The following is a 12,880-nucleotide window of genomic DNA, read 5'->3' on the forward strand; positions in this document are numbered from 1 at the left end:
GATAATTAACTTATTTCTCTTTATTTGTTCTTTAAAAAATTTAAGCATCCACTTCAATCTATTAACGCAATATAATACTTTGCGGTAAACTCAAATATTTCTTGCAAGTATATCATAGATAATATAGTATTAAATTATGAGGATATTATTTTCATTAAAGGAGGAATTTATGAAAGAACAAAACAAAAAAGTCAGAGATCAAAATGACGTTGGCGGCTTTCTGAAGGCTGTAGAAAGAATTGGTAACGGATTACCACATCCTGCCATGATTTTTGCTATACTTAGTGCAATCGTAATCATTATATCTTACTTCGCTGCAAAAGCAGGACTAAGTGTAACATACTTTGATGCCAAGGCCGGAGAAGAAGTTACTAAGGAAGCAGTTTCTCTACTTAACTGGGAGGGTCTAGCTTACATCTTTAACTCTGCAACAGAAAACTTCACAAGTTTTGCTCCATTGGGAACAGTACTTGTAGCTATGCTTGGTGTTGGTGTTGCTGAAAACAGTGGACTTTTTAATGCAACTTTAAAAAGACTTCTATCTAATGTAAACCCTACACTTCTATCAGCTACAGTTGTTTTCGCTGGTGTAATGTCAAATATTGCATCTGATGCTGGTTATCTTGTAGTAGTACCACTCGGAGCACTTATATTTGCAAATGCAGGTCGTCATCCACTTGCTGGTATAGCAGCTGCCTTTGCAGGAGTTAGTGGTGGTTTCTCTGCAAACTTACTACTTGGTACAACTGACCCATTACTTACAAATATCACAAACGAAGCTTTAAAAGCTGGTGGTATTGACATGACTCTTGCCGCTACTTGTAACTGGTACTTCCTATTTGTATCAACTTTCTTAATCACAATAATTGGTACTTTTGTAACTAATAGAATAGTTGAAAAGAACTTAGGAGAATATCACGGATCTTACAAGGCTGACGAAAGTCCACTTACAGATGTGGAAAAGAAGGGTCTTAGAAATGCTCTTATAGCTGTAATAATCTTTGTTGTAGTTATGGCATTCTTAATGTTCCCAGCAAATGCTCCATTTAGAGCTCTAGAAGATGGAAAAGATATTAAGACTCTTAAATTTTTCTTAGGTCACGGACTTATCCCTGCAATGCTACTATTATTTATGATTCCTGGTATTGCTTATGGTAAAACTGTTGGAACTATTAAAAATTCACACGACCTTGTTGACGCAATGACAAAGGCAATGAAGGGCATGGGCGGATACCTTGTTCTTGCATTCTTTGCAGCGCAATTTGTAAAATACTTCAACCAAACAAACCTTGGTCTTATCCTTGCAAAAAACGGGGCAGATTTCTTAGAATCAATTGGACTAAAGGGACTACCACTTCTAATAATGTTCATCTTGCTATCAGCCTTCCTTAACCTATTCATGGGATCAGCTTCAGCAAAATGGGCAATCATGGCTCCAATCTTTGTACCAATGATGTACAACCTTGGCCTTTCACCTGCACTTACACAAGTTGCATATAGAATTGGTGACTCTTCAACAAACATCATCACACCACTTATGTCTTACTTCGCAATGATAGTTGTATTCATGCAAAAGTATGACGAAGATTCTGGACTTGGAACTCTTACATCAATGATGCTTCCATACTCTATGTTCTTCCTAGTTGGATGGACAGTCCTAATGATAGTTTGGTATCTAATTGGAATCCCTGTTGGACCTGAAGCACCACTTCACGTTCAAGATATGGTTTCAATGTTATTTATCTAAAATAAAATATTCTCAAATAATAAACCCGGTGGATCTTCCATCGGGTATTTTTATGCTATAAATTTTAATTTTCAAATCACAAATCCTTATTTTTTGTTAAAATAATACTATCTTAATTGAAAGGGATTTATGATGGATTTTTTAAAAAATAAAGACTTACACATCTTATATCTATTCGTCTTTATAGCACTTTCCTTTGCAAACTATTTTTATCCAATAAATAAAATAGCCGTCTTGATATATAGTGTTTTAAGCTTAGTTATTTTAAGCTTTTTTGAAAAAATTTATAGTTTTAAGTTTAGTAACCATATAAAATGTCTTGCTATAATTTATATTATTTTAGTTTTGATAGATTTCTTTATAGAGGATTTTATTTCTCCAATGGCATCTGAATCACCACAAAATCATATTTTTATTTTTCTTAGTTCCTTATCTATTTTAACTATTTATAAAATATTAAAATTTAAGAAGTATGAATGAAAAAAGGCGCTGTTTATCTACAGCGTATTTTTTAGCCCACACCAAAATCTGTTATTTCAAATAAAATATCAACTCTTGGATCATCTTCAAGATACCTATATTTTTCTACAAACCACTTAACAAGTTCATCGTCTCTTTTTATTTCTGTTGAGTTGTTCATAAAAATATTTACTGTCGCATGAGAAAAGTTTTTTATAATTTCCATATCTTTATCAATCATTTCTCTTGTCTGACCCTTTATGCCCACCATGACACAGGGAGAGTCAAAATATTTTTGGACTTCTCTATAGTCTTTAAAGTCTGCACCCTTCCTTAGGACTCTTTCTCTAAAGTCATTGTCAAAAGTTTCTATTCCCGTTTTAAAAGTTATGGGAACTTTAAAAAAATCTCTTATCTCATCTAATCTATTTCTATAAATCCAGTGAGCTTCAAAAAATAATCTCTTTATATTTTTTTCTTCAACAACTTTTTTTATTGCCTCAAGACTTTTGTCTGTCAAATCAAAAACTGATGCAGAGTCAATGACTTCTAGGACTCCAAACTCTCCTGTTACATTTTTTAAAACTTCAAGATTTATCTCGTCTATCTTTTTATTGTCTATCTCATTATCATCTATATAATCACAAAAAGTACACTTGCCCCACTTACATGGCCTTGCCTTTAAGAGGACAATTTCTCTTTTTGTCTTATTAGTAATTTTTGAATACCTATTGATAAAATCATCTCCTTAAGAAGTTCATCTCTCATGACATTTTAACACATATTTTTAATAAAAAATCTTCAAAGATATAAATGTTGACAGGTCAACAAGTATTAATTATACTTAAGCTTGCATTAAATTAGTGAGGTGCTTATGCTAGATAAATTCAACTACTTTTCCAGTGAGGTCTTTAATATTGTAAAAAACTGGCAGAAGTTAGCAGGCCAAGTCATGAAGGACTTTGGCTTAAACGCAAGTCAGCTCATCTATATGCTGGCCCTCTACGACCACGACAAACTTAACTCCCAGGAGCTTGTGAAGATAAGCGGCAAGGACAAGTCTGACGTGTCGAGAAACCTAAACCAAATGATAAGGTCTGGCATCGTAGAAAAAAAGTCTAACAAGAAGAACAACTACGGCGGCAGCTTTTATCTCACAGAAAAGGGAAGGCTTATAGGTTCCAAGATAAGCGAAAAGACCATGGAATACATTGAGCTTGCAAACAAAAATATTTCAAGGGACAAGAAGGAAATCTTTTACGAAGTCCTAGGTGCCCTTTCAGAAAATATTGAAAACTTGACAGAAGAAAAACTTTAATTTGATGGAATTCAAATTTATAAAATAGATTTATAATTGAGAGGAAATATATGGCAGTAAAAATAATTGTGGGATCAACTTGTGATGTGGAAGAAAATATTAAAAAGGACTTAATCGTAGTTCCCCTCCACGTTACCTTTGGAGATGAAGACTTCCTAGATTCAGTTGATATTACAAAGGACGAATTTTATGAAAGACTTGAGAAAAAGGAAGAGTTTCCTATGACAAGTCAACCAACACCTGTGGCCTTTATGGATGTCTACAAGGAAGTAATAGATAAGGGAGACGAGGCAGTTGTTATTGTCCTATCTTCAAAGTTATCGGGAACTTATCAAAGTGCCAAGCTTGCAAGCGAAGGTCTTGAAGATAAAATCTTTATAGTAGACAGTTTAAATGTTTCTAACGCAGAAGGCGCTCTAGTTGAATATGCACTAAGACTTGTAAAGGAAGGTAAGTCTGCAAGAGAAATAAAGGATATACTAGATGAAGCAAAGAAAAAACTTAGATTAGTTGTATTAGTTGACACCCTAGAATACCTTGAAAGAGGTGGAAGAATTTCAAAGACTTCAGCCCTCCTTGGCAACCTCTTCTCTGTAAAGGTCCTACTTGCCATGAAGGATGGAGCAATTACATCTGTTGGCAAGGCCAAGGGAATAAAAAATGCCAACAATCTTTTCATTAGTGAGATAGAAAAGACTGGGTCAATTGACTTTGACATGCCAATCAAACTTGGCTACACAGGTCGTGACGGCAGTAAAATTGAAAAATACCTAAGAGAGACAAAAAGCCTTTGGGAAGATAAAATTTCTTCACCAGAGTTTATACAAATTGGTAGCGTTGTTGGGACACACACAGGTCCTGGCGCCCTCTTCTTGTCCTACTTCAGCAAATAATTTTAACTTATAAAGTTCCTAATCTTTAGGAACTTTTTTATTTTTCATGGGTGCACTCGTGAAAGTTAGAATTCTTTATCTAATTATAATTCTATGGTAAAATAGAGTGGATAGGAGTTGATTTATTGGAAAAAGAAACTGACTATAAGGGACTCATTAGACTCTTCACAAGGTCTATTTTCATTTCAATGGTTGGAATGATTTTTCCCTTTCTATATATTTTGTTTCCTTCTATGTATGTAGCTGAATCTGTGAAGGAAGGAATTATAAAAGTCATGGCAACACTTCTTGCCGTTGTACTTTTAATTGCTGGTTTTATGGGACCAGTCCAAGCCATAGTTGTCTTTACAATCTTTGGCCCCTTCATCTTAATTTTTCACTACATGATTACAACAAAAAAGTCTGTCTCCATGACTATCTTGGCGACATCTTTAATATTTTTTACATCAATAATGGTTTTATTCTTTGCCTTTGGGATCAATAGCCAAGTTCTAAATTCAAGGGAAACTATAAATTCCATTACAGAATTTTACAAAAACCTAGCAGGCGAAGATATTTTATCTTCAGGGACTATGGCGATTTTCACAGAGAATGTAGAACTCTACTACAAGAAATTCTTGCAAATTCTTCCATCTGTCCTAATTATCACATCTATTGTGACTTCCTATGTTACTTATACATGGGCTGGAAGAAGTCTTCTTGCAAGGGGGATTTTTATTATTCAACCATCCTCTCTTGAATTCTTGAAGTTCCCAAGGGAAATTATAGCCTTGTCACTTGTGAGTCTTGCCATCTTTTCACTAACTGGTGACTACTTTGGACCCACAGGTCAAGTCTTTATGATTAACCTAATGAACTTAGTCTTCTTTATGCTCTATGCTTCTGGCCTTGCCCTTGCCAAGTTTTACATGACAAGATTTGGAGTTAAGAGATTTTTACAATTTCTCCTAATAGGGCTTAGCTTTACTATATCAAGCCTACAGATTCTTTTAATAATCCTTGGTGGACTTGATCAAATTGTTAACTTTAGAAAAATTAAATAAGTGAGAATGCTATGAAAAATAATTATAAACTTAAAGATTTTCTTCCATTTTTTATTTTTGGAATAATTCTTGTTGTGGCCTTAATCTTCACAAGACCAGTCCTTGGTCTTTTGGGAATCCTAGGCCTTGCCTATGTAGCCTTCTTGGCCTACAACAAGATAAATAGAAAAAATGAAGAAAATTTAAAAAACCTTGAAAACTTAAATGAAAGATTTGATTCTCTTACTAAGCAGGCAATCTTCGACATGCCCTTTCCCCTAGTTGTTACAGATGAAAAGGCAAAAATCCTTTGGTACAACACTCCCTTCATCAATCTTTTTAATGAAAGTAATGTCTTGGAGGGCGACCTAGAAAACCTAATTGGAGATATTGATATTTCAAATATTTTAAACTCTGAGGGTCAAAGAACTATACCTGTTGAAGTAAATAAAAGATTTTTTAACATCTATACCAACATTGTTAAAAACAAGTCTGAAAAGGGAGATGGCAAGTCTGTCCTATTTTATCTAGTGGACAATACTGCCTACCAAAACTTAAAGGACAAGTACACAGATGAATTTGCCATAGTGGCAAAGGTTGAAGTGGATAACTTCGATGAAGCGATATCTTCTGCCCCATCAGAAATTAGACCCCTTCTAATTGCAGAAATTGACTCAACAATTTCCCAATACTTTGAAGAGTACGATGCCCTAGTAAAAAAATCTGACGAGGACTTATACCTTGTCGTTATGAACTTTAAGTCCCTAAGGGCAATTAAGGAAAAGAGATTTGACATCTTAGATGACCTAAGGGACCTCAACAAGGGGAACTCAATTCCAATTACACTTTCCATTGGAGTTTCTTCTTTTGGACTTAACTTCAAGGATGCCTATATAGAATCTGACTCTTCTCTTGACTTGGCACTAGGTCGTGGTGGCGACCAGGCTGTGGTAAAAGTTGATGACAACTACGAATTCTTTGGTGGAAAATCAAAGGCCATGGAAAAGAGAAATAAGGTTAAGGCAAGGGTAATTGGTGAAGCCCTAAAACAATTAATTGACAGGTCTGAAAATGTCTACATCATGGGCCACAAAAACCCTGACATGGATGCCATCGGGGCAGCTATTGGATGTCTTCGTGCAACCTTAAATAGAAATAAGGAAGGCTTTATTGTCCTTGAAAAATCCAACCCATCAATTGACAATTTAATTGATAGGATGAAGGAAGAAGAAGCAGAAACTTACGAAAAACTTATTTCTAGGGAAACTGCACTAAGTAATATTAAGCACTCTTCCCTTTTAATTATAGTGGACAACCACAAGCCATCCTTTACAGAGTGTCCAGACCTCTTAGAAAAAACTAACCAAATTGTTGTTATTGACCACCACAGAAGGGGCAGGGAATTTGTTGACAATCCCGTCCTCCAGTATGTGGAACCCTATGCATCTTCAACTTGTGAACTTATAACTGAGATGCTAACTTATATGTCTAACGACTTAAACTTAACTCACTTTGAGGCTGATGCCCTAATGAGTGGTATAGTTGTTGACACTAAGAACTTCTCCTTCCAAACTGGTGTAAGGACCTTTGAAGCAGCTTCCATCTTAAAGAGAGCTGGGGCAAATATGTTAAAGGTAAAGGCCCTCTTCCAAGACGACTTGGATACCATGGTTTATAGGGCAGAAGTAATTCACAACACTAAGATGATCCATGACAACATTGCCGTTTCTAGGTTCGACAAGGAAGCCAACAACTCTGTACTTGTTGCAGCTCAAGCTGCTGATGCCCTACTTGATATTAACGGAATAGACGCATCCTTTGTCTTAACAATAAATGATGGCAAGGTCCACATATCAGGCAGGTCTCGTGGAGAAGTTGTATCAGTCCAACTTATACTAGAAAAAATTGGTGGAGGCGGCCACTTGAATATGGCAGGAGCTCAACTTGACACAACAGACTTAGACGAAGCTGAAAAGATTTTAATAAATGCAATTGACGAATATTTAATTGATAATAAAAGCGAGGAATAATATGAAAGTAATTTTAATTAAGGACGACAAAACTCTAGGCAAAAAAGGCGAAATAGTTAACGCAAAGACTGGCTATGCTAGAAACTTCTTGCTACCAAGAGGTATTGCCATTGAAGCTACTCCAGAAAACATGGAAACATGGAAGAAGAATAAGCTTGAAGAAGAAAAATTAGAAAAAGAAAACCGTGCTAAGGCTAATGAAATCAAGAAGAAAATTAGCGAAATCACTTTAACTATTAAGGCAAAGGCTGGAGAAGGTGGAAGACTTTTTGGTGCCATCACTTCTGCTGACATTGCAAAAAAATTAAAACAAGATCACAAGATTGATGTTGATAAGAAGAAAATCGAACTTGGAGAAAACATCAAGGAAGCTGGCATGAAAAATATTGACATCAAGCTTTACCCAGACGTTGTTGCTACTTTAAAAGTAAATGTTAGACCGGAATCTTGATTGATATGGATGCAAAGGGAGAATTAAATTTTAATTCTGTTTCAAATTTAAAGATGCCTCCCCACAATTTGGAGGCAGAGGAGTCAGCCCTTGGTTCCATGATGCTCTCCAAGGAAGCCATCACAACATCCATTGAGCTATTAAATATCCAGGACTTCTACCAAGAAGCCCACAGAAAAATTTACACTGCTATCTTAAATATTTACAACAGAAATGAAGCAGCCGATGTAATCACAATTGCAGAGGAACTTAAAAAAACCGACGACCTTGAAGTTGTTGGTGGTATCCCCTACCTTGCAGACCTATCTTCTAATGTAACTGCAGTTTCAAATATCAAATACTACTGCAAGATTATCAAGGAGAAGGGAATCTTAAGGGAGCTAATTGATTCATCGGACAAGGTAATTTCTGCTGCCTATTCTCCTGATGCTCAGGCAGACCTCATCATTGAGCTTGCAGAAAAATCTGTCTTCGACATAACTCAGGACTCCACAAAGAACGGCCTTGTAAATATAAAAAACATTGCCCTGGACTCCTTCTCTGAAATGGAAAAGAAGGCCCAAAACCCCAATGCCCTTACGGGACTTACAACTGGTTTTGTGGACCTAGATAGAAAAATTTCCGGACTTCAAAAGTCTGATTTAATTTTGTTGGCAGCTAGACCTTCTATGGGTAAGACTGCCCTCATGGTAAACATTGCAACTAATGCAGCCCTAAGAGGTGGTGCATCTGTTGCAGTCTTTTCTCTTGAAATGAGTAAGAACCAACTCTTCCAGAGAATTATCTCATCCACTTCCCACGTTGACCTCCAAAAGGTCATTAGTGGTAACTTAAATGAAGAAGAGTGGACAAAGATAATTAACACTATGCCAATTGTGTCTAATTTAAAAATGGAAATTGACGACACAGCTGGGATCTCTCCACTTGAACTCAAGGCCAAGTGCCGAAGGATGAAGGTGGAAAAGGGACTTGATCTAATTGTAATTGACTACTTACAACTTATGCAGATGTCATCAAGGTCTGAGTCAAGGCAGCAAGAAATTTCTGCCATATCGAGAAACCTCAAGGCCATTGCCAAGGAATTAGAAGTTCCTGTCATTGCCCTTTCACAACTTTCTCGTGCTCCAGAACTTAGGACTGACCACAGACCAATCCTATCTGACCTTCGTGAGTCTGGTGCCATAGAACAAGACGCCGACATTGTAATGTTCCTCTACAGAGACGAGTATTACACTAAGGAAGAATCAGAAAAACCAAATGTTGGTGAAGTTATTATCGCCAAGCACAGGAATGGTCCTACGGGAACTGTTGAGTTAATGTTTAAGAAGGAATTTACAAAATTCTTGAACTTGCAGAGAAACGATTGATAAGTAAATAAAATTTTTAAAGACTCTTGTGAAAGCCAGAGTCTTTTATTTTTTTTGCGACAAATGTTATAATATGCTTTGAAAAAATATTGGAGGTTAATATGATTTTAGATTTAATAAAAGTAATCTTCCTCGGTATCATCGAGGGACTTACAGAATTTTTGCCTGTATCATCAACAGGTCATCTTATAATAGCTGACAGCTTTATAAAACTTGAGCCTAAGGCCTTTTCCAATGCCTTTAGCGTCATAATCCAACTTGGTGCCATCCTAGCAGTAGTTTATCTCTACTTCTACGACATCAATCCCATTGCCAAGGGCAAGTTAGTAGCAGTTCTTGGAGAAGAAAAGTACAATGAACTAAGTCTTAAGGAAAAATTTAAGTACAGAGACCTTGAGACAATGAGACTAATCGCAAAGATTATTGTTGGCTTCTTGCCAGCAGCCTTCTTTGGCTTCCTCTTAGATGACTTTATCGATGCCCATCTCTTTAATCCCATAACAGTTGCTATCGCACTTATCTTTTACGGGATAGTAATTATATTTATGGAAAAAAATAATAAGGATAAGGACTTTAAGTACGAAACTCTAGATGACATTGGACTTAAGACTGCCCTCTTCATTGGTTTTTTCCAATGCCTTGCCATGGTGCCAGGCACATCTCGTTCAGCAGCGACAATTATTGGGGCCATGCTACTTGGCTGCTCGAGAACAAGCTCTGCTAAATTTTCCTTTTATCTCGCAGTCCCAACAATGCTTGGTGCAACTGCCCTAAAGATTTTAAAAATTGGCTTTTCCTTTAGCCTATGGCAATGGTTCTTGATCCTTCTTGGAGGTATAATCTCCTACATCGTTGCTCTTGTTGTAATTAAAAAATTCTTGGGCTATGTTCGTGAACACGACTTCATCCCCTTTGGATACTATAGAATTGTCCTTGGCTTAGTAGTCCTATGCCTTGGCTTCTTCAATATAATTTGAGGTGACTATGAAAGATTTTAAGGTTGGAATAATTCAGCTGCCTGCTAAGGGCGATAAAAAAGAAAATTTAAAGACAATGGAAGAATATGTAGCTCTTGTAAAAAAAGAAGGAGCTGATGTGGTTTGTCTTCCTGAAATGTGGAACTGTCCCTACCAAAATTCTTATTTCACAAAATTTGCTGAAGAGGACTTTGGGGAAACTTATGAGAAGATGAGCCAGGTGGCAAAAGAAAATAGAGTCTACTTGATTGGCGGCTCAATACCAATTAAGTCTGGCGACAAGATTTACAACAGGTCCTATGTCTTTGACAAGTCTGGCAGAGAAATCTATAGGTATTCCAAGATCAACCTATTCGACATCGAAGGCTACAAGGAGTCAGACACAATTTCTGGCGGCAAGTCCCTTGGAGTTTTTGAAACAGAATACGGAACTTTTGGCCTTGCCATTTGTTTTGACTTGAGGTTTCCAGAGCTCTTCCAAACTTTTCGTGACTATGGAGCAGAAGTCATCTTCGTCCCATCAACCTTCATGAAGAAGACTGGGGAAGTTCACTTCCACCTTCTCAATAGGGCCCGTGCAGTTGACACCCAATGTTATCTGGTCTCTCCTGCCATAGCAAGAGACCATGACTTGTCAAAGAACGCCTACGCCCACTCACTTATAGTTGACCCAAGTGGCAAGATAGAAGTGGACCTTGGCGAAAATAAAAACTACGCAGTCTTAAAACTAGAAGCTAATAAGGTGAAGAGGGAGAGAGAAAAACTTCCCCTAGAAGTATCAAGAAAAAATAGGAAGTTATAATTAGAAAACCACTTAATTTAAAATTAAGTGGTTTTTAGTATTATTTTAAGTTATAACCCTAACATATTTGGTACAAATGTTATAATACTTGGAACAAAAGCAAATAATAGTACTGATATAAGTTCAATTATCAAGAATGGCATTACACCTTTAACAATGTCATTGAATCTTAATCCAGTTATTGATTGTGCTGTAAATAAATTATAACCAAAAGGTGGTGTAACATACCCTATTACCAAATTAATTACAAATATCATTCCTAAGTGAAGAGGATCTATTCCAAGTTCAATACCAAAAGGAACTAGTACTGGTGCTAATATTATTATAGCAGCTACAGTATCCATCAATGCTCCAACAAAGAATAATAATATCATTAAGATAATCAAATATGAATATTTAGTAGTTATGAATGAGCCTAAAGCATTAGTTACCATGTCTCCAAAATTATTAACTGACATTATCCATGATAGTAAATTAGCTGCACCCATTATTATTCCAACCATCGCTGCCGTTTCCATAGCTTTTAGTAATGCATCTGGCAAATCTTTTATTTTTATTTCTCGATAAATAAAAAAGCCTAGTAATAGTGCATAAACAACTCCTACTGCAGCAGCTTCAGTTGGTGTAAATACTCCTGAATAAATTCCACCTAATATTATAATCGGCAATAATAATGCACCTAGTGCCGACCATGTACTTGTCAATAGTCTTTTCAAGCTAAATTTTTCTCTATTTTTTAATATATCTGGCTTGTTTTTTATAAGAAAGAAATTAACTAATGTTAAAAGTAGCATCATAACTAATCCAGGAAGAATACCAGCTATAAACATTTTTGGTATAGATAATCCCATAGTTACTCCATATATAATCATTGGAATACTTGGTGGTATTATTGGTCCTAAAGCTCCGCCAGCTGCAACCATACCTGCCGCTGATTTTTTATCATATCCAGTATTAGTTAATGATGGTATCATTATTGAACCAATAGCAGCAACCGTTGCCGGACCAGAGCCTGTTAAAGCTGCAAATATAGCACAAGATACAATTGTTACAACTCCGAGACCACCTGGAACCCAGCCCATTAATGCATCTGCCCAGTTAATCATTCTCTTCGAAATACCTCCTCTATCCATTAATTCTCCAACTAATACAAAAAGTGGAATTGCTAATAGCGGGAAAGAGTCTAGCCCTGTTGTCATTCTTTGACTTACTAATAAAAGTGGTTTTATTCCAGTTACTATTAAGAACATAGCCCCTGATCCTAAAATTGATAAGTATACCGGAAGCCCAATAAAAATCAAAGCGAACATTACAATAAACATTATACCAATCATTTAATCACCTCATTAGTTTTTGCAGAACATAAATCGTACACACAATAAAAAATTAATAATGCTCCAAAAATAGGTGCTGCACCATAAACAAAACTCATGCTTATTCTAAGGGCAGGGCTTAACTGAGTTCTTACTGCCCATGCAACTTTAGTTCCGTAAAACAAAAGTATAAATCCTATTAATATAGATAGTATGTTAACTATTTTTCTTAATACAATTTGATTCTCGTGGCTTATGTTATCTGTTATTACACTTACTGTAGCATTACTCTTGTTCTTCGTACATAAAATTGCCCCAAGCATATTGGCCCAAATGAATGTGTATCTTGCTAATTCTTCTGTCCAAGATAAAGAAGAATTAAGAACAAATCTAGTAAATACTTGTAGAACACAAGATGCGACCAGAATACTAAACACAACTACTATTGCAAACTTTAAAAATTTTGTCACAATGTTATATGCTTTTTCCATAATTCTCTCC

12 protein-coding genes are annotated in these 12,880 nt (G+C 36.0%); 9 read left to right on the forward strand and 3 right to left on the reverse strand.

Annotation, left to right across the window (positions count from 1 at the left end):
* Window positions 1-169: 169 nt before the first annotated feature.
* Window positions 170-1,747, forward strand: coding sequence for an AbgT family transporter (locus ACWPVO_RS05265; protein ID WP_454207024.1), 1,578 nt, complete (start codon window positions 170-172; stop codon window positions 1,745-1,747).
* A 511-nt stretch (window positions 1,748-2,258) separates the two neighbouring features.
* On the opposite strand, the gene ACWPVO_RS05270 is transcribed toward ACWPVO_RS05265, so the two are convergent.
* Window positions 2,259-2,726 (reverse strand): radical SAM protein, encoded by a 468-nt coding sequence (locus ACWPVO_RS05270; protein ID WP_454207026.1) that lies wholly within the window; start codon window positions 2,724-2,726, stop codon window positions 2,259-2,261.
* A 354-nt stretch (window positions 2,727-3,080) separates the two neighbouring features.
* Between ACWPVO_RS05270 and ACWPVO_RS05275 the strand changes: the two genes are divergently transcribed.
* The 8 genes from ACWPVO_RS05275 to ACWPVO_RS05310 all read left to right on the forward strand — a co-directional run bounded on the left by ACWPVO_RS05275 (window position 3,081) and on the right by ACWPVO_RS05310 (window position 11,066).
* A complete protein-coding gene (locus tag ACWPVO_RS05275) occupies window positions 3,081-3,524 on the forward strand; it encodes a MarR family winged helix-turn-helix transcriptional regulator (RefSeq protein ID WP_005955132.1) in 444 nt (147 codons plus the stop codon).
* 50 nt (window positions 3,525-3,574) lie between these two features.
* The gene (locus ACWPVO_RS05280; RefSeq protein WP_454207028.1) at window positions 3,575-4,417 is read left to right on the forward strand and encodes a DegV family protein; all 843 of its coding nucleotides are present in this window, start codon (window positions 3,575-3,577) and stop codon (window positions 4,415-4,417) included.
* A gap of 125 nt (window positions 4,418-4,542) precedes the next feature.
* Window positions 4,543-5,460 (forward strand): DUF2232 domain-containing protein, encoded by a 918-nt coding sequence (locus ACWPVO_RS05285; protein ID WP_454207030.1) that lies wholly within the window; start codon window positions 4,543-4,545, stop codon window positions 5,458-5,460.
* Window positions 5,461-5,471: 11 nt separating this feature from the next.
* Complete coding sequence (locus ACWPVO_RS05290; protein ID WP_454207032.1) at window positions 5,472-7,469, forward strand: DHH family phosphoesterase; 1,998 nt, start codon at window positions 5,472-5,474, stop codon at window positions 7,467-7,469.
* Window position 7,470: 1 nt separating this feature from the next.
* Window positions 7,471-7,920: a 50S ribosomal protein L9 gene (gene rplI, locus ACWPVO_RS05295; protein WP_005955268.1), complete on the forward strand. Its 450-nt coding sequence runs from the start codon at window positions 7,471-7,473 to the stop codon at window positions 7,918-7,920.
* A gap of 5 nt (window positions 7,921-7,925) precedes the next feature.
* Window positions 7,926-9,287, forward strand: coding sequence for a replicative DNA helicase (gene dnaB, locus ACWPVO_RS05300; RefSeq protein ID WP_060800522.1), 1,362 nt, complete (start codon window positions 7,926-7,928; stop codon window positions 9,285-9,287).
* 101 nt (window positions 9,288-9,388) lie between these two features.
* Complete coding sequence (locus ACWPVO_RS05305; protein WP_412446216.1) at window positions 9,389-10,264, forward strand: undecaprenyl-diphosphate phosphatase; 876 nt, start codon at window positions 9,389-9,391, stop codon at window positions 10,262-10,264.
* Window positions 10,265-10,271: 7 nt separating this feature from the next.
* The gene (locus tag ACWPVO_RS05310; protein WP_454207034.1) at window positions 10,272-11,066 is read left to right on the forward strand and encodes a carbon-nitrogen hydrolase family protein; all 795 of its coding nucleotides are present in this window, start codon (window positions 10,272-10,274) and stop codon (window positions 11,064-11,066) included.
* 50 nt (window positions 11,067-11,116) lie between these two features.
* Here ACWPVO_RS05310 and ACWPVO_RS05315 read toward each other — a convergent pair whose 3' ends face one another.
* Both ACWPVO_RS05315 and ACWPVO_RS05320 read right to left on the reverse strand, forming a co-directional pair.
* Window positions 11,117-12,400, reverse strand: a complete 1,284-nt coding sequence (locus ACWPVO_RS05315; RefSeq protein ID WP_454207036.1) for a TRAP transporter large permease — start codon at window positions 12,398-12,400, stop codon at window positions 11,117-11,119.
* Window positions 12,397-12,870, reverse strand: a complete 474-nt coding sequence (locus ACWPVO_RS05320; RefSeq protein WP_060800519.1) for a TRAP transporter small permease — start codon at window positions 12,868-12,870, stop codon at window positions 12,397-12,399. The genes ACWPVO_RS05315 and ACWPVO_RS05320 overlap by 4 nt, the downstream gene beginning before the upstream one ends.
* Window positions 12,871-12,880: the final 10 nt, after the last annotated feature.

This window comes from Peptoniphilus sp. Marseille-Q6390, assembly GCF_965119475.1.